This is a genomic window from Spiroplasma endosymbiont of Villa modesta, assembly GCF_964030925.1.
Taxonomy (GTDB): domain Bacteria; phylum Bacillota_I; class Bacilli_A; order Mycoplasmatales; family VBWQ01; genus Spiroplasma_E.
Map to the genome: position 1 here is coordinate 996,746 of NZ_OZ034992.1, position 22,031 is coordinate 1,018,776.

Below are 22,031 nucleotides of genomic sequence, written 5' to 3' on the forward strand. Positions count from 1 at the left end.
AATATTTAAATGATTCAGGTATTAAATGTCGTATTTCTAAAAAAGCAGTAAAAGATTGATATTCTAGTTTATATTTATATGGAGTTGGAAATATTCAATTTAATAATCAATATGACGATTATGATAATGGCAAAAAACGACAATATTATATTCAAGTTAATTTTGATGTTTTATTCTTTGATAATAATGATTCTTCTTCAGATATTTCACAAGAGTTTGCTGGCGTAGTATTTACTTTAAGTGATGAATTGATTTATATTCTTAACAACTAAAAAAACAAAATAAAATAATTAAGTAAATTTACTTAATTATTTTATACTGTCAATTCAGTTATTTTTATTTAATAGAAGTAGTTCAACCACGTGTTCTTTTAACTGCTTCTTGTCAACCCTTATAAAAAGTTTCTGCTTTTTTTTCTGTCATAATTGGTTTATATTCTTTTTCAATTTTATTTATTTTTTTAATATCATTAATATTTCAAAATCCAATTGCAAGTCCTGCTAAGTAAGCAGTACCCATTGCTGTAGTTTCAGTATTTTTAGGTTTAATTAAATTAGTACGACTAATGTCACTTTGGAATTGCATAATATATGAATTATTACTTGCTCCACCATCAACTTTAATCTTAATTTTTAAATCTTTTAAATCTTTATTTAATTTAACATCTGCTTGCATTGCCAGAATAACATCTTGTGACTGGTAAGCTAATGATTCAATGGTACCTTTAACAATATGTTCACGCTTCGTACCACGTTCTAAACCAAATATAGCGCCACGTGCTGTTGAATCTCAATAAGGGGCACCCAAACCAACAAAAGCAGGTACTACATAAATACGTTGTTCTTCTTTGGGATCAACAATTTGTGAATATCATAGACTTTCATCGGAACGATATAACATTCGTAATTGATCACGTAAAAATTGAACAGCAGCCCCTGCAATAAAAACTGAACCTTCTAAAGCAAAAACTGGTTCTTCGCCTGATATTTGATAAGCAATAGTCGTTAGTAAACCTTGTTTTGAAAAAAGAGGAGTATTTCCAATGTTCATTAAAATAAAACAACCAGTACCATAAGTATTTTTGATTTCACCAGGTGTTAAACATAATTGACCAAATAATGCAGCTTGTTGATCACCAATTGCAGCAGTAATAGGAATTTCTTGCTCATCATTTTGGAATAACATTCCTTTATAAGTAGTTCCAATTTTACCTGAACTGGGAACTACTTCTGGTAACATATTTTTAGGAATATTAAATAATTCTAGTAATTCTTCATCTCATTTTTTAGTATTAATGTTGAATAACATTGTTCGTGAAGCATTTGTAATGTCAATAACATGTTTAGTTTTTTCAACATTATTTTCAATACCATTTGTCATTTTATAAATTAATCAACTATCAATAGTACCAAAAGCTAGTTTTCCTTTTTTTGCTAATTCACGTGCATTTTTAACATTATCTAAAATTCATTTTATTTTAGTAGCAGAAAAATAAGAATCAATTAGTAAGCCGGTTTTTTTATGAATTTTTTCTTTTCATCCTTTTTTTGTTAATTCTTCACAGTAATCTGCTGTTCTGCGATCTTGTCAAACAATAGCGTTATAAATTGGTAAACCTGTATCACGATTTCATACTACTGTTGTTTCACGTTGATTAGTAATACCAATTGCTTCAATTTGATTAGATTTAATATTACTTTTATTTAAAGCTTGTTGCATTGTTGTTAATTGATTATTTCAAATTCCAAGTGCATCATGTTCAACTCAACCTGATTGAGGGGGATAATGCTGAGGTATATCAATTTGATGGATACCAGTAATTTTTCCTTCTTTATCAATAATTAAAGTACGACAACTAGATGTACCTTCATCTAATGCCATAATATATTTTTTTTCTTCTGACATATTATTTATACTTTCTGTACTTTTATTAAAGTATTTCAATTACTTGAATTAAACCACCAGCAATAATTGCTCCTAAAATTGGTCCAATAACAGGAACTGGAGCATATTTTCAATCAGAACTTCCTTTATTTGCTATTGGTAAAATAGCATGAATAATTCGTGGTCCTAAATCTCGAGCTGGATTAATAGCAAAACCTGTTGGTCCACCAATAGCAAGTCCAATAACCATAACACCAATACCAACAGTCGCAGGTCCAGTAACAAACGCAGAACCACTATTAAATATTTGTGAATTAATAACTAAATTTTTAATACCAATAGTAGCACAAACAATCATAACTAGCATAAATGTTCCAATAATTTCTGTTATAGTATTTCAAATATAACTACGTTCGGCTGGAGCTGTTGCAAAAGTTGCTAAAATTTTATTATTATCTTCAGTAATGTTATATTGTTTAAAATATGCTAAGTAAACAACTAATTGTCCTAACATTGCACCTAAAAATTGAAATAAAATATAAAATGGAATATAAAGGAAGTTTTCCCCAATAAAAGCTGTTTTTTTATTAGCAACTCATAATCCAATAGTAACAGCTGGATTTAAATGTGCTCCTGAAATTCCACTTAACATTGCAGCAATAGCAACAGCAAATCCTCATCCAGTACAAATAACAAGCCAACCGCTATTTTCTCCCTTTGTTTTTTTTAATAAAACGTTGGCAACAACACAATTTCCTAGTAAAATTAGGATAAATGTGCCAAATAGTTCACCAATAATTACTTGTGAGACTTCTGACATAATATTTTCCTCCTTAAATTAAATATTTTTTATCATATTTGCTACTAGTAAAGCAATTGCTGGTGCTGAACTTAGACCTGGTGATTTAATACCAGCAACATTAATAAAGTTAGGATTATTACTAGCAAATTTTATGAAAAAATCATCAGTTTCAACACAAATTGCTCGTGAACCACTAATTACTTTACAAGTTTTATTAATATTTAAAGTTGGAATAATTTTTAGACCAATTTTATTAATAAGTTCAATATCTTCAATTGTAATTAATCTAGTATCACTTTTCGGTACATTTTCATGAGAAGTAGGACCCACCAAGATATGACCATCAAGCATTGGAGCAACTATTACTCCTTTACCATGAATAGTAGGTATCATAAATAGAATGTGATTATTTATAATATGATTTTCGGTTTTTTCAAGAATACAATACTGTCCTCTTCTAGTTTTTAAAGTGAAATCTTGACAATTTATTAACTTTGCAATATCATCAGCATAATGACCAGCAGCATTAATAATATATTTTGAAGTAAAAGTTACTTTTTTTTGATTATTTAAACAAGTAACTCGAAAACCTGAATTTAATGTTTCAATATTAATTACTTGATGATCAACTTTTAGTTGTCCTCTATTTTTAATCATGCGATTAATTAAAGATTGTGTTAATAATACTGGATCAACAGCATATGAAGCAGAACAAAGTAGTGCACTAGTAACTTTTGGGTTAACATTAGGTTCTAATGAAATTACTTTTTCTCTTGTTAATATTGATAATTCTTTTTTAGCAAGACCATTAGTAATACCACGTGCATATAATTTTTGTATTTCTAAGTTTTCTTCTTTGCTAAAAGCAAGTATTAAAGAATCAATTTTTTTTCATGGAAAATCTAAATTTTTAAATCAATCATTTTCATATAATTTTCTGCCCTCTAGATTTAATTTAGCATTTAGTTTTCCTGGTGTTGGATCAAATCCACCATGAATAACTCCAGAATTTCCTTCTGATGTTTCTTGGGCAATTCTTAAATTTTTTTCTAAAATAACTACTTTTAACTTTCTTTTTGATAATTCATCACTAATAGCAGCACCAATAACACCAGCACCAATAGTAATCACATCAAAATCAAATTCCATTACTTTCACCTCTCTCTAAACATCATTAAGAACAAAAGTTCTATCTGTGTATAGTTTAATTATAATATATTTTTTTATTATTAACTTAATTCAAAATATTAGATTAATTTTTAAACATTTTTAAATGAGATTTTATTAAAAAAAATAAGAAAAATTTGTGTTATATTATAAATAACGATATAAATTCAATATCGTTATAATTTTAATGAGTATATATAAAAAGATATCTAATTATTAAAATTGTATTATTTAAAAGGTAGGTATATGAATGAAACAATTATTAATTACTTTAAGTACATTAACAACATTAACTTTAACAAGTAATACTATTATTAATAGTATTAATGATAATATTGTTAATAACAGTAGCTTAACAAATAAATCATCAATAAAGAATTCTACAAATTCATTATTTAATAATCAATGAAATATTTTAGGTACTAGTGATTGAATTACTAACCAAGGTGGTTGGCCCTTAATTACTGGACCATTTTTGATATAAAATTCTAAATTTTAATTTGTAAAATTGGTGGTTTTAGAAATTTAGAATGTATTCTTTCATAATTATAAAACATAACATATTGATTTACATCATTTATAGCTTCATTGATGGATAAATATTGATTTGATCCTTTAGGTAGTCATTCTTGAGATAAATGAGAAAATCAGTTTTCAGATAATACATTACCACCAATATCATAAGGTTGTTTTTTGCTTAAAATTATTTGTTTATCCTCTGCTCATTTTGTGATATCCTGACAATAAAATTCGTTGGCGTTATCTGAATGTAAAATAACATTTTTTACTTGATTTCAAGAAAATTGTTTGTTGATTTTTTCAAGAGCAGGAAGAATTAAATCCTGATATGATTTATTAGGAGCAATATTATAACTAACAACATTATTTGAATAAAAATCAATAATTACAAAAAGATATAATCATCCTTCTTTAGTATTTATTTGTTTAGTGTCCATTGATCAAATTTGATTTGAAGAGGTTGTACTTTTATAATCTTTGTTTACTTTATCCATTGTAGGTATTCACTTATTTGGATTTTTTTTGTTTTTAGGATAGTTATTTTTAGTTTGTTTTAATCCTTGAATATTGTGTTCTTTCATAATTTTTCGCATTTGTTTTATTGATAATTCTATATTTAAAATGATATTTTTTTTTTGTTTTAATCACTCTTTAAAAGCTGAAAAAATTCTTAAATATCCATAAATTCTGCCTTTTCTTGTAGAATGAAATTCGATTAAAAGTTGGCATATTTTTTGATATTTATGATTGCATTTAATAATATGATTTTCTTCTTTTTTAATAGGTTTTTGTTTATTTTTTAAAAAGTAATATGTTGATCTGTTTAATTGAAGATATTGACATAGGTTTCTAATTGAATATTGATTTTTACAATCATCAATAATTTTAATTTTTTCTTTGATATTTAATTTGTTAATTACTAATGCTATTTGTTTAATTTTATCCATTAATAAAAATCCTTTCAGGTTAAAATTAGTGTTAATTATATAACACAATTGTTTTTAGAATACATTCAGGTTTTTTAAATTAATGGTCTAGTAAAAAGGGCTAAGTGGCCCCTAGAAGCATGATTTTTGGTAATATAAAGGTACTTGGTGAAGTTGACAATCTCCCTTTACACTTTATTTCCTAGTATCAGCTTTGATAATAATTCTTTTATTTCTGCTGGTGATTCAAGTCAAAGTACTCAAAAACATAATATTAAAATTAGCACAAAAGATATAACAGAAGCGATTGATAATTCTACTAAAATTCAAAATAATTTTTCTGTAAGTGGTTTTATGTGACATGCATATATTAATTCATCTGTTTTTATTTGACATGATTCTTCTGGTATTTACATTAAATTTTGAATTGGTGAAGATTCATTTTTTTATAATGATAGTCTTATTTTTTCTATAGTATTAGATAAAGCTACTTTTAATAATTCAATGAATAGTTAGTTTATATTAAAAGAATGCAAATTTGAAAAATATTTATTTAAGTATAAAAGATATTGAATTAAAAATGCTGGTAATTGTCCAGCATTTTTAAAGTTATATTTGATAATAAACTATATTAGAAAATTAAACTATTATTTATTCAAACTCTGATTTAGGAAATACATATTTATCGATAGCTTTTGCAACACCACCACAAGTATTTTTACTAGTAACATCATATGCTATTTCTTTTAAATTAGGATGAGCATTTTGCATTGCAATACCATATTTAGCCCATTTTATTAATTTATAATCATTCATACCATCACCACAAGCTAGTACTTGGTCAGGAGTAATATTTCATTTTTTGCATAAAAATTGTACAGCAGCAGCTTTATTAACACCAATTGGATTAATTTCGATAACACTATGAGAAGAAGTAGCAAGTTCTAAATCTTTTATAGTATTTAATTGTTCTAAAATTGGATTAACTTGTTTTTTCTTTTTACAAAATAATAAAATTTTATACATACCCTCATCGGTATTCTCATCAATTTGTTTAGTTGGTAGGTTATTAAAATTTTCCATAATTTTAACTTTTAGTGATCTGCGATTAATTAAGCCTGTTTTATTATCGGTACTATATCCTCACATTGCTAAATTATTTTTATTAGCAAATTTAACTATTGTTTGTATTTGTTCTTTTGTTAATGATTTTTCATACAATATATCTAATCTATTATCATTAGTAATATCAAGGATGTTACCACCATTATAACAAATAATATGACCGGTTTTTTCATGCATTAAACATGATTTTGCAATATCAATGGTTGAACTTGGTGCTCTTCCTGTTGCAATAATAACTTTAATATTTTTTTGATATGCTTTTTGAATTGCAATTAGATTTTTAGGATGAATTTTTCATCTACTTTTCAATAAAGTTCCATCTAGATCAAGAACAATTAATTTAATAGCCATTATAAATACCTTATTTTCCTATTTCTTCGATAATATTAGTCATATCTTTTTCAGAAACTAAACCAAAAGTTTTTTTAACTTCTTTTCCTTCTTTATTAAAATAAATTAATGTTGGAATTGATTGGATTTCATAATCTTTTGCTAGTTCTTTAGCTTTGTCAACATCAACTTTAATAAAATTAATATTTTTGTGTTTTTCGTCATTAGCAACATTTTCAAATCTTGGTCCTAACATTTTACAAGGACCACATCATTCTGCTGAAAAATCAATTACTGTTATTTTTTTTGATTGTAAAAGTTGCTCAACTTCTTTTATAGAATTAATATGTTGTATTTTGCTTTCATTATGCATGTGTTCACTACCTTTTCTTTTAATTTATTTTATGGTTTAATTCTATCATTAGTTTTAATTTTTAAAACATTAAACGATAAAATAATTTTTTTAATTTTAGTTATTACTATATAAAAATTTATAATTTTTTTAGAATAAATTCATAAGAAAATTGTAAATTATTTTTTTTAAAAATTAAAGAAATATCTTTTCAATTTTAGAATATATCTGTTATAATCTGAAATATATAGGTTAGGACTAAACAATTTGAGAAGGGGATAAATAAATTATTAGTACATTTTATAAAACTGTTTAATAAATAAATGTAAATGAATTTTAAAAGGTGTAGAGTTAATATTTATTTATGGTATTTCAAAAAAATAGTTTGGTAGAGAGTTATTTTTAATTTTTAATATTATTTATTTTTCCACAAAAACAAAAATTGTAAAAACCTATGTGTTAAAGTATGTTTATATTAAGTTTTTAAGAGCAGGTTATTTGGGTTACTATAATTTATGCATCCTTTTAGAAGGAGAGTAAAAAAAATGTCTGTTTTTAATAGACTTGCATGTGTTTTTAAGCCACCTGCAAAAAAAGAAATTTTTAGTGAAGACTTAAAGCAAGTTAATAAAAAATTTATTATTTTACGTAATCAAGTTTTTGGTTTTAGCATTTTATCATATATTCTTTACTACTTTACTCGTCAAGCGTATACAGTAGCGGGTTCTGCTTTAGAAAGCAATGGTAGCATAACTAAAATGGAGTATGCTTTAATGGGAACAATTTTTGCCGTTGTTTATGGTGGTGCTAAATTTATTGTTGGAAATGTTGCTGACCGTAGTTCAGGAAGAGTAATCATGATTTTTGGATTATTTGTTTCTTCTATTTTAAATATTATTATGGGTGGTGTAGTTGCTTTTGCTGGAACTAAAATTAGTGTTGGTCCATTTGTAATGATGTTGAGTTTGATTGCGATGTTAGCTGTTTTCCAAGGCATGGGCTGACCAGCTACAGCTAGACTATTTTCTCATTGATTTACTGATAAAGAACGTTCGGGACGTATTGGAATTTGAAACTCAGGACAAAATATTGGTGCTGCTTTATTACCGGTTATTGTTATTTCTTTAGTAACATTACTTGATCCGGGTGGAACAATTTATGGTTTATATTTTTGAATTCCTAGTATTTTTGCTTTAGCTATGATTCCATTATGTTTATGAGGATTGCGTGATCGCCCCGAAGCAGAAGGGTTACCTACTGTTGAAAAATGAAAAGGTGTTCTAGAACATAAAGAAGAAAGAGTAGAACTTAATTGAAAAGAAATTTTTGTAAAATATATTTTAAAAAATAAATTTTTATGAATATTAGCATTTGCTAATATTTGAGTATATGTTGTACGACAAGGACTGGCAGGATGAACATTAATTTTAATGAAAGATATTCATGGCTTAGATTTAAAACACAGTAAATGATTTGCTGCCTGTTTTGAATTATCTGGTTTATTTGGTGGTATTTCTGCAGCATATTTTGCTAAGTGATTTTTTAATAATCGTAAAGCACCATTAATGATTTTTGGATTATTAATTGCACTTTGTGGACTAGTTTTATTGCAAGTTGCTCCTCGTGGTAATATGCCTATGCTTATTACTGCTTTAATGATTGCTGGTTTTGGTATTTATATGCCACAAGCGATGATTGGTGCTACTGCTATTGAATTAACAAATAAGAAAGCAGCTGCTACTGCTTCAGGATTTACAGGATTATCTGGTTATTTTCTTGGTGATGCTCTTTTTTCAAAAGTAGTAATTGCTGGTATTGGTAATGAAAACTGAGATTATGTATTTTATTACTTTTATGGTTGTATTGCTGCTGCTATTATTTCATTAGCTTTACTATGAACAAAAAATCAAGATAATAAAATATTATAAAAATATTATTACATTAGCACCATAATAAGGGTGCTAATTTTTTTATTTAAAATGATATTTTAATAATAAAATTAATAAAATTTTATTGATTTTCAAAGTTATTAAGTAACGTTTTTCTTTTATTGTTGTCAATATCGAGTGAAAATTTCCCAAAAAAAGTTATAAAAAAATAAACTATTTTGAAAAAAATTACACTACTAAATAAACATAAATTCAAAAATTCCAAATAACCCCTAAAAATTTAGTTTCTATATTAAAAATGGAAACTTTTTTTGTATAATTTAATTAAACTTAATATAAGTTTTTAACTCATTTACTTTATTTTAAAAGTAAATGAATTTTTATTATTTTGAAAGGAAAATTTTATGAATAAAAGTATATTTCAACAAATCTACAAACAGACTTATAAAGTAATATTTAAAGAATTAAGAGAAACTAAAAAAATGATTGATTTTATAGAAAAATATAAATTCAATTGTAATGGAGAACCAGAATTTGATGGTCTTGATAAAGAAGACATTAAAGAGTTATTTGGTCTTATGTGAAAAGATAGATTAAGTGATGAAAAACAAAAATTTGTTAATTTAGGTGCAAATTATATTAATCAATCACCTATTTTTCAAAATAAAAAACTTGAAAGAAAATTTTTAATTAATAAAAGTGAAATACTAAAACAAATGAATTTATTTTCAAATAAACCTTGTTTAATAACAGGAGAAATTTTTAATCCTAAGTTTCTAAATTCAAAAGAAACTTTTTCATTAAATTGTAAAAATGAAATAAATTGTATAGATTTGCAAAATCAAGCTTCAACAAGTGGATATAAAACAAACTCACCAAAAATTTAAAAATGAAAAATTGTAATTGCAATATCTTTATATCTTTAAAATTAATTTTAAACCATCAAATTTGCTCATAAACAAACGTTTTAAAAATTTATATGGTTTAGTATTCAAAAAATAAAAATCTCTAAAAGATATTTTTCAATAGCTGTAGTATCAGAAAAGTCTATAATAGGTAAAACTTTTATAGAACAATTAGAAATATTAGGCAAAGGAATGTGAGAATCATTAAAAATTCCTGAAAATTATGCTATGGCTGGTGTTGATACACTTACATCTTATTTTTTATCTTACTATCCATTTGGATTAAAAAGTATTATTGATTTATTACCTTCAAATCAATTAACACAAAAAAAAGAATTAGATGAATATTTACCACTTGAAATTATTATTAAAAAATTAGAAAAACATTTAGAACTTAAAGAATATGAAAAATTAAATAAAATTAATTCGAACTTAGATAAGTTGTGTACTAATTTATCAACAATTATCAAAAAACATGATGTAATAAATCATATTAAAGATGAATTAAAAAATATTGATTTTAATGATGAATTTACTTTTGAAAAATTTAATTCTTTAATTAGTGCAGAAATCAGTAATGATTTTTTAAAAGAACTTTTAAATGAATTAAGTGAATTATCAAAAACTGATTTAAAAAATGAAGACTATTCTATTAAAGAAATTATAAAAAATAGTTTATCCAATACTAACTTTTTTTTGACAACATTATTAATAAATCATTTAGTTATTACTGCTTCTTCTGCTTATACTGCTGAAACATTAACATGAGAATCTTATAAAGAAGATATAGTATCAATTAATAATATTATTTCAACTATTGTTCGTGCTACAGTAATGAGATTTGTTAATGAATGTTTTATTAAAAATGCATTAAATACAATTTTTGAACCAGTAAAAAATTATTTTTGCCCTCAAAATAATGATCATACATTGCTACAATCATTTAAAAATTGAGTTAAAAATCAAAATGAATTAAGTCAATTAGGAGTCTTTATCGTTAGTTTTCTTTTTATTAGCGCTATTACTAATGCTATTAAAACTTATGCAGCAGATGTTACACAAAATAAAGGTGATTGAAAAAAAGCTTGAATTCAATTTAAAGAAACATTTCCAAAATTAGGAATGGTATTATCAGCACTTGGTGTAACTAGTGCTGATTTATATAATTTAACAAATAAAATGAAACCAGCTTTTAAATTAATATATAAGCAAGAAGAGCAACAAAAGATTATTGATGAAGTATTATCTGAATTACCAAATATAATAAATCAAGCAAATGGGAATGCTGCTAGTGATGGAAGAGATTTTCTTACTAGAAGAATAAATGGTCATATTAATAATATTAATGAATGAGATGAAAATGATGTGCAAGATATAAATAACTCAGATAGAGAATATCTTATTCCTAATAATAATCGTAATCATGATCGTTCTCTTATCCAATGTGTAACTATCTAATTATATTAATATAGTGAAAAGATTCCTACTTTTAATTTCATTAAAAGTAGGAATTAACATATATGAAAATATTTAAAAATATTAAAATCATTTTTATTTACAAAAAGTTTAAATTATAATAAATATTTTATACAATATTTCATTTTTTTTATTATAATTTAGTAGACTATTAATAAACATATTTTATAAGGAGTGAAATATATATAATGTTAAAAATGAAAGGTATTGGTGCTAGTAATGGCATTGCTCTAGCCAAAGCATTAATCTTAAAACATGAAACTATCAAAACTAATCCTAAAAAAATTAATGAAAAAGAAATAGAAGGAGAAGTTAAAAAGTTACATGATGCCTTAAAAATAGCAGGTGATGAAATTAAACAACTCATCCAAAATACAACAAAAACTTTAGGTGAAGAAAAAGCCGCTGTTTTTGAAGCTCATTTTTTAGTAACAACTGATCCAGTATTAATTGAAGATACTGAAAAGTTAATTAAAGAAGAAAAATATAATGCTGCTAATGCTTTAGAAAGTACTGCTAATAAAGCAATTGCAACATTGCAAGCAATGGATGATGATTATTTTCGTGAACGTGCTGCTGATGTTATTGATGTTCGTGATCGAATTTTACGTAAAATTTTAAATATTAAAACTATTGATTTAAGTGCAATTAAAGAAGAAACAATTATTGTTAGTCATGATCTAACACCTTCAGAAACAAGTCAATTGAATCCTAAATTTGTTAAAGGATTTTTATGTGATATTGGTGGTAGAACTTCTCATGCAGCAATTATGGCTCGTAGTCTTGGTATTCCAGCAGTTCTTGGGTTAAAAAATGTTACTACAAAAGTAAAAAATAATCAATTTTGTGTATTAGATGGTAATACTGGTGAAATTGAAATTGATTTAAATAGTAGTGAAAAAAATAAATGAGTTGCTAAACAAAGCGCATGAATTGAAGAACAAAAAGAATTATTAGTATTTAAAGGTAAATTAACTAAAACCAGTGATAATCATGAAGTAAAGTTAGAAGCAAATATTGGTTCACCTAAAGATATGATTAAAGCAATTGAATATGATGCACAAGGAGTAGGGCTTTTTAGAAGTGAATTTCTTTATATGGAAAGTAGTGATTTTCCAAGTGAAGATATTCAATTTGAAGAATATAAAAAAGTATTGTCTGCTACTAAACATAAAGTTGTTATTAGAACTTTAGATATTGGTGGTGATAAAGAATTATCATATTTAGATTTACCAAAAGAAATGAATCCTTTCCTTGGTTATCGTGCCATTCGTTTGTGTTTAGATCGTAAAGATATTTTTAAAACTCAGTTACGTGCTTTAATTCGTGCTTCAGCTTTTGGTAAATTAGCTATTATGTTTCCAATGATTGCCACTGTTGAAGAATTTAAAGCAGCTAAAGCATTATATGAAACTTGCAAAAAAGAATTAATTAAAGAAAAAGTTAAAGTTAGTGATGATATTCAAGTTGGAATGATGATTGAAATTCCAGCAGCAGCAGTTAATGCCGAAATATTTGCTAAATATGCAGATTTCTTTTCAATTGGAACTAATGATTTAATTCAATATAGTTTAGCCGCTGATCGTATGTCAGAAAAAGTGTCTTATTTATATCAACCATATCATCCATCAATTTTACGTTTGATTAAGATGACAATTGATGGTGGGCATAAATATAATCGTCCTGTTGCCATGTGTGGTGAAATGGCTGGTGATAAAATTGCTGTTCCACTACTAGTTGGTCTAGGACTAGATGAATTTTCAATGTCTGCATCTAGTGTTTTAGAAACTAGAAAAATTATTAGTACTTTAAATAAAAAGGATACAGAAATATTAGCATCAAAAGCATTACAATGTGAAACCAATGAAGAAGTTAAATCATTAGTAGAAAAATTTTTATCAAAAAAATAAAAATATTATTTATTTTTAAAGTTACATTATTTAATGTTAAAATTATAAACATCTAATTTACATAATTTTGAGGAGAATCGACATATGTTTTTCAAGAAAAAAAAACAATTACCTTTATTAATTTATGCGCCAGTTACTGGTAAAGTTATTAACCTTAGTAAAGTTGAAGATCCAGTATTTGCTCAGGAAATGTTAGGGACTGGTTTTGCTATTATTCCTGAATATAAAGATAAAGATGGAGTTGAATTTGTATCACCATTTGATGGAAAATTAGCAACAGTATTTAATACAGGACATGCTTATGGTATTAAAGATGTAAATACAGGTATTGAATGTTTAGTTCATATTGGTATTGATACTGTTGAATTAGCTGGTAAGGGCTTTGATATTAAAGTTGAACAAGGTAAACCAATTAAAAAATCAGAAGTAATGGTAGTTGCTAATTTACAAGAAGTTAAGAATAAAGGTAAAAAAGTAACAACACCAATTGTTTTCACTAATGAAACAATGGAAGGTTATGTTGTAAAGCAAGTAGTAAAAGATGATGAACAAGTAACGGTTGGTCAATTAATTGCTGAAGTCACTAAGAAATAAATATTTTTATTAAAACAAAATTAATTTGATAAAATATTAGTAAGTATTTATATATTATTGGAGGGTATCATTTATTATGGATAATTTTTGGCAACATTATTGATGAGCAGTACTTATTGTAGTTTTAGCTATGTTAATAATACTTTATATTTTATATAGAATTTATCAAATTTTCCATATTGATTATCACTGAGAACTGAATCGTCATTTTCCACAATGAAGTAATGAGGGAATCATTACTAGGGATAACTATTTTTTACATACTGAATTTAAATTTGTTGATAATAGTAAATATATTATTATTGGTATTCATGGTATGGGTGCCTCTTTAACAGACTTTAAAACAGCTGCTAAGTTTTTTACTAAACATGGTATTTCATTTTTAAGTTTTGATCAACGAGGTTGAGGAGAAAATGAAAAATGAAAATATCATACTTTAGGAACAACTATTAATGATATTAAAGATATTATAACGGTTTTGAATGAACGTTATCCTAATAAAAAAATTTTATTAATGGGTGAAACATTAGGTTCGGCATTAACAGCATTAGCAATTAAAAGATTACCAAAAATGATTGATGGTGCAATTTTAACTAATTTTGTTACTAAGAAACAAATATTTAAAATAAGACCTTCATTAGTTTGTCATGCAATTTGAGGATTTCTATTTTATAAACATCATCCATTACCTATTACTTTTGATATGGAAACAATTTCTATTAACTCTAATTATATTAAAAAAGGGAAAATTAGAGCAATGACTAATATGAAATTTACATTATTATTTTCTTTACAAGCACAAAAATTAAGTAAACAAGTACCAAAAAATCTTAATAATGCTAAATGTCCAGTTTTGATTGTTCAATCTGCAAAAGATATATTTGCCGATTTTGATAAAATTGCAAAAAATAATAAACGTTGAAGACAGGGGATAACTTATAGTTTTTATGAAGAAGGTAATCATGCGATTTTAAATGAACCCAATATTAATATTATTTTAGAAGATGTTTTAACTTGAATAGAAAAAGAACATATATAATGATTATTTATGTTATTAGATCAAAAAAAGGTGGTTGGCCCTTAATTACTGGACCATTTTTGATATAAAATTCTAAATTTTAATTTGTAAAATTGGTGGTTTTAGAAATTTAGAATGTATTCTTTCATAATTATAAAACATAACATATTGATTTACATCATTTATAGCTTCATTGATGGATAAATATTGATTTGATCCTTTAGGTAGTCATTCTTGAGATAAATGAGAAAATCAGTTTTCAGATAATACATTACCACCAATATCATAAGGTTGTTTTTTGCTTAAAATTATTTGTTTATCCTCTGCTCATTTTGTGATATCCTGACAATAAAATTCGTTGGCGTTATCTGAATGTAAAATAACATTTTTTACTTGATTTCAAGAAAATTGTTTGTTGATTTTTTCAAGAGCAGGAAGAATTAAATCCTGATATGATTTATTAGGAGCAATATTATAACTAACAACATTATTTGAATAAAAATCAATAATTACAAAAAGATATAATCATCCTTCTTTAGTATTTATTTGTTTAGTGTCCATTGATCAAATTTGATTTGAAGAGGTTGTACTTTTATAATCTTTGTTTACTTTATCCATTGTAGGTATTCACTTATTTGGATTTTTTTTGTTTTTAGGATAGTTATTTTTAGTTTGTTTTAATCCTTGAATATTGTGTTCTTTCATAATTTTTCGCATTTGTTTTATTGATAATTCTATATTTAAAATGATATTTTTTTCTTGTTTTAATCACTCTTTAAAAGCTGAAAAAATTCTTAAATATCCATAAATTCTGCCTTTTCTTGTAGAATGAAATTCGATTAAAAGTTGGCATATTTTTTGATATTTATGATTGCATTTAATAATATGATTTTCTTCTTTTTTAATAGGTTTTTGTTTATTTTTTAAAAAGTAATATGTTGATCTGTTTAATTGAAGATATTGACATAGGTTTCTAATTGAATATTGATTTTTACAATCATCAATAATTTTAATTTTTTCTTTGATATTTAATTTGTTAATTACTAATGCTATTTGTTTAATTTTATCCATTAATAAAAATCCTTTCAGGTTAAAATTAGTGTTAATTATATAACACAATTGTTTTTAGAATACATTCAGGTTTTTTAAATTAATGGTCTAGTAAAAAGGGCTAAGTGGCAAGTGGCAAGTGGCAAACAACAATTAAACGAGGAGAAGTCAAAAACAAATCCTAATATTAAACAATTAATGTCAATTATGTCAGAACTTAATGAAGTAAAAGAAAAAATAGATGTCACAGGTAAAGAGCATAATTGACGTAATGCTAGAAAATATCAAACATCTAATAATTCTGAATTTTTAAAAAGAATTGAAAAGCTTAAAGTTGAGTGTTTAGAAATTCGCGAAGAATATTTAATTAATAATTCTAATCAAATGGCAGAAAACCAATCATCAGCATCTAATCAAAGTCCTGTAAGACAACATTCATTGTAAAAATAATGCCTTAATTAAGGCATTATTTTTTATATATTAAATTTAATTATTTTTTAAATTGAAAACTAATATTATCTAAATCAATTGCTAAACTACAACCAGCAATTAAATTTGGTGATGAAGTAACACGTGCATTTCATTGATAATAAATATTATTATCATCATGGTATACATAAAGATCAATAATTGGAAGTTGAATAATAAGATCAGAAATTGCTACAACATTATAAGGATTTTGTAGTTCATATTTAATATTTTTATTAGTAGTAATATTATTAGTATTACCAGTAAGATTATTATTTTCTTTATATGTACCCATATTATTAATTGATAGTTTAGAATTATTAAAATTAAATTTAGGATAAAGTTGTGAAAATTGTTCTCAATTTTTTGCATATTTAGTTCAATTTAAAATGATTTGTTGATCACTATTTTTTAATCAATCATTTTTATTAATATTGCTAAAGTCTTCTTTATAAGAATAGTTAATATTTTGATTTATATTTTGGACATTTCATTTTGTATAGTAAATTGCTACTAAGTTATTATCATTATCAAAAATAAAATTTAATGAGTAATCTTTTATATTTAGGAAAAGAGGTGAATTTTTAATAAAGTTAAAGATATTAGTATTTTCAACAATTAAGTTAATAATATTATTTGTTAATTGGTTACTAATTAGTTTGTTTAAACTGCTTTTATTAATGAATTGTTGGCTGATATTATAAGATATTGCTAAAGAAATTTTATTATTAATAGCAGCATCAGCAATGTAATATAATCCTAAGTTCTCACTAAGATTGTTATTATTTTCAATTTTAGAAGCACCAGCAATGTTAGAAATATCAATATTTTGTTCAAGACCACCAAATTGTAAATATGTTCAATTATTGTCACCAATAAAATTATTTTGTTGATATTCGCTAAAATTGTAAGCATCAGAATAATTAGGATTGCTTTTAAGTGATGTTACTTTCTTCTTGGTAATCATTTCTTGTTTTGTATTTTCAATATCTGATTTATCTTTATTAGGAATAGTAACTTTGGTATTATAAACTAGATTTCCAGTTGTATCTACTAAGAAGACGTTTCTAGCATTGGTAAAAGTATAACTTTTTAATGCTGAAGTATCATAACTATAAAATTTATGATCGGTTGTTGATTGGTTAGTAATTCAGTCACTATTATTTAAATATCGATATTGATTATTAAATAATGATGTTTGATTAGTAGTGGCATTTGCTTGTTGTAAATCATTTTTTCTAGTATTAAAGTGATTCACACTAGTTAAAATAGTGGCACTTGTTGCTAGTGAAAAAATACCAACTGTTAAAATATTTATTGTTTTTCTCATATTTTATACCTTTAAAGTTAATATATAATTTTAATAAAGATATAAAGTTTATATCATAATTAAAATTATAACGATATTAAACTATCGTTATTTACATTATAGTACTTTTAGTGAAATTCTACAATGAATTTTAAAGGATGGTAAAGTTTTACCCCATAATTCCAGCTTCATATAAATGTTTAAAGTGACCTTCTTTAACTTTTAATTCATCAAAAGTACCAACTTGAACTAAACCTTTTTCTTTTTCTAAAACTAAAATCTTATCAACAGTTTTAATTGTTGATAAACGATGGGCAATAATAATACTAGTACGACCAATCATTAATTTATTAAATTGTGCTTGTATTTCCTTTTCGACAATATTATCTAAAGCACTAGTAGCTTCATCTAAAATTAATAGTTCTGGATTTTTTAAAAAGATACGAGCAATAGCTACTCTTTGTTTTTGACCACCAGATAAGTTAATCCCGCGTTCACCTAAAATTGTATTATAACCATTAGGTAATTGTTCAATGTAATCATGTAAGTTAGCTTTACTTGCAGCAATTTTGATTTCTTCTAAAGTTGCTCCTTGCTTAGTATAACTAATGTTTTCGGCAAATGTGCCAAATAAAATTTGTGGATCTTGTTCAATATAGCCAATATGATGTAAGTATTGTGCTAAGTTAATATCACGTAAATCAGTATTATTATTAATTAAAATTCTTCCTTTAGCAGGGTCATAGTAACGTAGTAATAACTTAGAAATAGTAGTTTTTCCGACACCAGTTGCACCAACAATAGCATAACTTTTACCTTTTTCAAAAGTGAAAGAGAAGTTATTTAAAATTCAGTCTTCTTTTTCATCATAGCGGAAATTAACATTTTCAAAAATAATATCACTAGTAATTTGTTTTACTGGTAAGTCTTTTTCTTTATTAACTATTTTTGGTTTAATATTAAGAATTTCATTAACTCTTAAAATTGAAGTTGATGTTTTAGCTCAATTACCTAAGAATTGAATACTTTGAATAACTGGGAAAATTAAAGTGTTGACTGCTAATAAAAAAGCAATTAGTGTTGGAACACTAATGATGTGTTTACTTACAAACATGAAACCAGCAACTAAACCAACAATGTTAATTCCTGTTAGCAATGTAATTAGTAATGCTCTAGTAAAACTTTCAAAAGTAATAGTTTTTTTTGCTGCTTGGTAATATTTAAGATGTTCATTAGAAAATCTTTTATTTTCACTTTTTTCTGTAGCATTACTTTTAATTAAAGTAATAGTATTTAGTCGATCAGTAATATCAGCATTAACTTCAGTGTAAACTTTTCTTCATTTATAGTTTAAATAACGAATAATTTGAACATTTAATACTGATATTATTAAAATTGATAAAACAATACCTAAAACAATTAATGATAATTGTCAATTTAAAGAAAAAATAACGTAAATTGAACCAAAAAAAGTCACAATTGAACTAAGCATAGTTAAAGGAATAGATTGCATATTTTCACCAATAACACTAGTATCACTAATTAGTTTTGTTAAAGTGTCACCAATTTTGCGGTCTTCATAATATGACATATCTAAATCTAGTAAATGTTTTAAAACTTTATTTCGATATTCAATTTCAACTTTAACACCAATGATGCTTCCTGTTAAATTACGAAAGTACATAAATAATCCTGATGCAATTTGTAAACTAATTAAAATATAAGCTAAAGTAGTAATTTTTTCTCATTGAAAACCATCGGGGGTAGCTAAAAAAATATTAGTAATTTTAGGAATAATCACTGAAATTATTGAAGAAGCAATAGTGGTTAGTATTGCAATTAGATAAAGTAGTGGATATTTTTTAAAGTATTTAATAACTGCGCTTAAGAAACCACTTTTTTTTATTTTTAATTCATTATAATCAGTCATGCTTTTTTTTATTTTTGCTGTTGTTTTTTCTTTTGTCGGCGAAGCAGTAATTTTTGTTTTATTTTTTTTGGACATAATATTTGATCTCCTTATTAATAATTTATTTTTTATTTGTTATAGTGGTAAACCCAATTCTTTTAATGGATTATGAATTTAAAAAATAACGACAATTACTATCTATTATATAATTTAAAGTATCTTTATATTCTGGTTTTTTAAATCAATCACTTAATAAATATCAGTATTCAATTTTGCAATCATTACTGAACAAATACATCTTCTGTTTTAAGTTATACTTCCCTTTTCTTTAATATTATATATTAAATAATTAATAAATAAGTATTTTACTGTAGATACTATTTGTTAATTTTTATTACTTCACGTTTCATATATTGTTAAAAACTTATTATTTAATGGTTTTTTTTGTTCTAGTAAATGCTTTTTTAAAATTTCTAGATAGTATTTAAAAGCAACAGTTAAATCTTGAAAGGCAAGTTTTCTTAATTCTTCAACATAATAATGGTTACGTTCAATTGATATTTTATCTGCTAATAATACTATTAATTCTAAAGGTTTCATTTCAGTTGCACCAGTAGTATGTTTAGCAATTGCATGAAGAACTAAATCATCATGGTACTGATAATGATTTTTTAAATACAATGCTGCTACATAACCATGTCAAATTGGAAATGGTTCTTGTAAAATTTCTTTATTATATTTTGTTAAAAATTTAGTCATTTTATTTTTACTTCATTGTTTGCAAAGGTCATGATAAGTTCCTGCAATTAGGGCTTTATTAGCATCTTCGTTATAATGGATTGCTAATTTAACAGCCATTTTACCAACATTAATACAATGTTCAGTTCTATTGTTATCCAAATTTGCTTTTAAACGCTCATAACTATATATTAAATTATTGTTAATATAATTATTAATTTTTATATCAATTTGATTAATAATTTCACCATTTCTAATTTTGGCAGAGCTAATATCACTACTTGGTCGAACTACTAAATTTTGACACTTGTATTTTGACATTAGTTCTAATGTTTTACGATAATGAGGGCGATTAACAACAATAATTTTAACTAAATTAATTAACTGTTCAATTCCTTGTCATTTATTTAAGGTATATAAATTATCAGAACCGATAATAAAAAAGAATTTGTGATTTGGATAGTTTTCAATAAAGTAGTTAATAGTATTAATAGTATAACTAGGTTGTTTACTTGTTAGTTCATAATCATTTAATTTTATTCAAGAATAGTTTTTAATAACTAAATTAATCATATCGACTCTTTGTTGATCGCTGGCACTGACACTGTCTTTTAACGGATTTTGTTTTGTTGGTAAAATTCAAACTTCATCAAGTGAAAGTTTATGATAAGCTGTATTTGCAATGTTTAAATGTTGATTATGAAATGGATCAAAAGTTCCACCAAAAATGCCAATTCTTTTCATTATTTGCTTGTTCCTAATGATTCTAAAATTTCTTTATTATATTTTTTTGTTCTTATCATTTTAATTTCATATAAATAAGGTGGATGTCCATTAATTCATGGCGTTTCTAAAATTTTTATTTTAGTAAGCAACAATGGATGATAAATAATGTTAATTAAAGTTTGAAAACCAAGGTAACCCATTCCTAAGTTAGCATGACGATCTTTATGAGCATTGATTGGGTTTTTAGAATCATTAACATGAATAACTAATAATTTATCTAATCCAATAAGTTGATCAAATTGTTGTATTACTTGTTCTAAATTATTATTAAGATCATAACCAGCATCAGATAAGTGACAAGTATCTCAACAAACACCAATTAGTTCGGGTCTTTTTACATTATTAATAATATATTGAAGTTGTTCAAAAGTAGTTCCTACTTCACTACCTTTTCCTGACATTGTTTCCAAAGCAATTTTTACAGTTTGTTTTTCTAAACATGCTGCATTTAGTCCTTTAACAATTTGATCTAAAGCAGTTTGTGGTAAAGCACCAACAGCGCTACCTGGATGTAAAACCAAAGTTTTAATGCCAATATCTTGACAGCGAATTATTTCTTGTCGTAAGAAATCTACTGCTAATTGGTAAGTACTTTTGTTAATACTATTAGCCAGATTAATAATATAAGGAGCATGAACAATAAGGTTATTAATATTAATATTTTTTTCAATTAGTTTTTCTGTAAATTCTTTAATAAATAATGCTTTGGTTGGTTTACGAATTGTATTTTGTGGAGCACCTGTATAAAACATAAACGTATTGGCATTATAACTTAGAGCTTCTTCAAGAGCACCTAATAAATATTTTGGTGCTTTCATTGAAACATGAGATCCAATAATTAATTTGTCGTTTTCCATCTTGCTTCCTCTTTCAT

Annotated in this window: 21 protein-coding genes; 9 read left to right on the forward strand and 12 right to left on the reverse strand. The window is 25.0% G+C overall.

The genetic code is table 4. The features are described 5' to 3' along the window. Positions 1-336 precede the first annotated feature (336 nt). From glpK to glpO, 3 genes are read right to left on the reverse strand one after another with little or no spacing between them, the layout of a single operon-like run. A complete protein-coding gene (glpK, locus tag AAHM89_RS06515) occupies positions 337-1,905 on the reverse strand; it encodes a glycerol kinase GlpK (RefSeq protein ID WP_342265781.1) in 1,569 nt (522 codons plus the stop codon). A 25-nt stretch (positions 1,906-1,930) separates the two neighbouring features. After that, on the reverse strand, positions 1,931-2,704 hold the full coding sequence (locus AAHM89_RS06520) for an MIP/aquaporin family protein (RefSeq protein ID WP_342265782.1): 774 nt from the start codon (positions 2,702-2,704) through the stop codon (positions 1,931-1,933). Positions 2,705-2,722: 18 nt separating this feature from the next. Then, the gene (glpO, locus tag AAHM89_RS06525) at positions 2,723-3,835 is read right to left on the reverse strand and encodes a type 2 glycerol-3-phosphate oxidase (protein ID WP_342265783.1); all 1,113 of its coding nucleotides are present in this window, start codon (positions 3,833-3,835) and stop codon (positions 2,723-2,725) included. A 268-nt stretch (positions 3,836-4,103) separates the two neighbouring features. On the opposite strand from glpO, the gene AAHM89_RS06530 reads away from it, so the two are divergent. Beyond that, entirely contained in the window at positions 4,104-4,337 is a 234-nt protein-coding gene (locus tag AAHM89_RS06530; protein WP_342265784.1) for a hypothetical protein, read from the forward strand. Between the two features lie 4 nt (positions 4,338-4,341). Here the strand turns inward: AAHM89_RS06530 and AAHM89_RS06535 are convergent, their stop codons facing one another. Then, positions 4,342-5,319, reverse strand: coding sequence for an IS3 family transposase (locus AAHM89_RS06535; protein WP_342265785.1), 978 nt, complete (start codon positions 5,317-5,319; stop codon positions 4,342-4,344). Between the two features lie 153 nt (positions 5,320-5,472). Here AAHM89_RS06535 and AAHM89_RS06540 point away from each other — a divergent pair, with 153 nt between their 5' ends. Then, positions 5,473-5,814 carry a hypothetical protein gene (locus AAHM89_RS06540; protein ID WP_342265786.1) on the forward strand — a complete coding sequence of 114 codons (342 nt, stop codon included), beginning with the start codon at positions 5,473-5,475 and terminating at the stop codon, positions 5,812-5,814. Positions 5,815-5,949: 135 nt separating this feature from the next. Here AAHM89_RS06540 and AAHM89_RS06545 read toward each other — a convergent pair whose 3' ends face one another. Together AAHM89_RS06545 and trxA are read right to left on the reverse strand one after the other, a co-directional pair. Continuing rightward, positions 5,950-6,774: an HAD family hydrolase gene (locus AAHM89_RS06545; RefSeq protein ID WP_342265787.1), complete on the reverse strand. Its 825-nt coding sequence runs from the start codon at positions 6,772-6,774 to the stop codon at positions 5,950-5,952. A 10-nt stretch (positions 6,775-6,784) separates the two neighbouring features. Beyond that, on the reverse strand, positions 6,785-7,126 hold the full coding sequence (trxA, locus tag AAHM89_RS06550; RefSeq protein ID WP_199188855.1) for a thioredoxin: 342 nt from the start codon (positions 7,124-7,126) through the stop codon (positions 6,785-6,787). A 524-nt stretch (positions 7,127-7,650) separates the two neighbouring features. On the opposite strand from trxA, the gene AAHM89_RS06555 reads away from it, so the two are divergent. From AAHM89_RS06555 to AAHM89_RS06580, 6 genes are all read left to right on the forward strand, one after another. Continuing rightward, positions 7,651-9,033: an MFS transporter gene (locus AAHM89_RS06555; protein ID WP_342265788.1), complete on the forward strand. Its 1,383-nt coding sequence runs from the start codon at positions 7,651-7,653 to the stop codon at positions 9,031-9,033. Positions 9,034-9,398: 365 nt separating this feature from the next. Next, complete coding sequence (locus AAHM89_RS06560) at positions 9,399-9,881, forward strand: hypothetical protein (RefSeq protein WP_342265789.1); 483 nt, start codon at positions 9,399-9,401, stop codon at positions 9,879-9,881. Positions 9,882-10,091: 210 nt separating this feature from the next. After that, entirely contained in the window at positions 10,092-11,357 is a 1,266-nt protein-coding gene (locus tag AAHM89_RS06565) for a hypothetical protein (RefSeq protein WP_342265790.1), read from the forward strand. Between the two features lie 203 nt (positions 11,358-11,560). Next, complete coding sequence (ptsP, locus tag AAHM89_RS06570; RefSeq protein ID WP_425289700.1) at positions 11,561-13,285, forward strand: phosphoenolpyruvate--protein phosphotransferase; 1,725 nt, start codon at positions 11,561-11,563, stop codon at positions 13,283-13,285. Positions 13,286-13,369: 84 nt separating this feature from the next. Continuing rightward, a complete protein-coding gene (locus AAHM89_RS06575; protein ID WP_174481513.1) occupies positions 13,370-13,879 on the forward strand; it encodes a PTS sugar transporter subunit IIA in 510 nt (169 codons plus the stop codon). Positions 13,880-13,955: 76 nt separating this feature from the next. Continuing rightward, on the forward strand, positions 13,956-14,918 hold the full coding sequence (locus tag AAHM89_RS06580) for an alpha/beta hydrolase (RefSeq protein WP_342265792.1): 963 nt from the start codon (positions 13,956-13,958) through the stop codon (positions 14,916-14,918). A gap of 72 nt (positions 14,919-14,990) precedes the next feature. On the opposite strand, the gene AAHM89_RS06585 is transcribed toward AAHM89_RS06580, so the two are convergent. Further along, positions 14,991-15,968 (reverse strand): IS3 family transposase, encoded by a 978-nt coding sequence (locus AAHM89_RS06585; RefSeq protein WP_342265776.1) that lies wholly within the window; start codon positions 15,966-15,968, stop codon positions 14,991-14,993. Positions 15,969-16,079: 111 nt separating this feature from the next. Between AAHM89_RS06585 and AAHM89_RS06590 the strand changes: the two genes are divergently transcribed. Beyond that, entirely contained in the window at positions 16,080-16,391 is a 312-nt protein-coding gene (locus tag AAHM89_RS06590) for a hypothetical protein (protein WP_342265793.1), read from the forward strand. Between the two features lie 46 nt (positions 16,392-16,437). Here the strand turns inward: AAHM89_RS06590 and AAHM89_RS06595 are convergent, their stop codons facing one another. From AAHM89_RS06595 to AAHM89_RS06615, 5 genes are all read right to left on the reverse strand, one after another. Then, entirely contained in the window at positions 16,438-17,745 is a 1,308-nt protein-coding gene (locus AAHM89_RS06595; RefSeq protein ID WP_342265794.1) for a hypothetical protein, read from the reverse strand. Between the two features lie 148 nt (positions 17,746-17,893). Continuing rightward, entirely contained in the window at positions 17,894-19,729 is a 1,836-nt protein-coding gene (locus AAHM89_RS06600; protein ID WP_342265795.1) for an ABC transporter ATP-binding protein, read from the reverse strand. 70 nt (positions 19,730-19,799) lie between these two features. Next, positions 19,800-19,925 (reverse strand): hypothetical protein, encoded by a 126-nt coding sequence (locus AAHM89_RS06605; RefSeq protein WP_342265796.1) that lies wholly within the window; start codon positions 19,923-19,925, stop codon positions 19,800-19,802. Positions 19,926-20,017: 92 nt separating this feature from the next. Then, positions 20,018-21,115 (reverse strand): nicotinate-nucleotide adenylyltransferase, encoded by a 1,098-nt coding sequence (locus AAHM89_RS06610; RefSeq protein WP_338956847.1) that lies wholly within the window; start codon positions 21,113-21,115, stop codon positions 20,018-20,020. Continuing rightward, positions 21,115-22,014 (reverse strand): deoxyribonuclease IV, encoded by a 900-nt coding sequence (locus tag AAHM89_RS06615; protein WP_342265797.1) that lies wholly within the window; start codon positions 22,012-22,014, stop codon positions 21,115-21,117. The genes AAHM89_RS06610 and AAHM89_RS06615 overlap by 1 nt, the downstream gene beginning before the upstream one ends. Positions 22,015-22,031 lie beyond the last annotated feature (17 nt).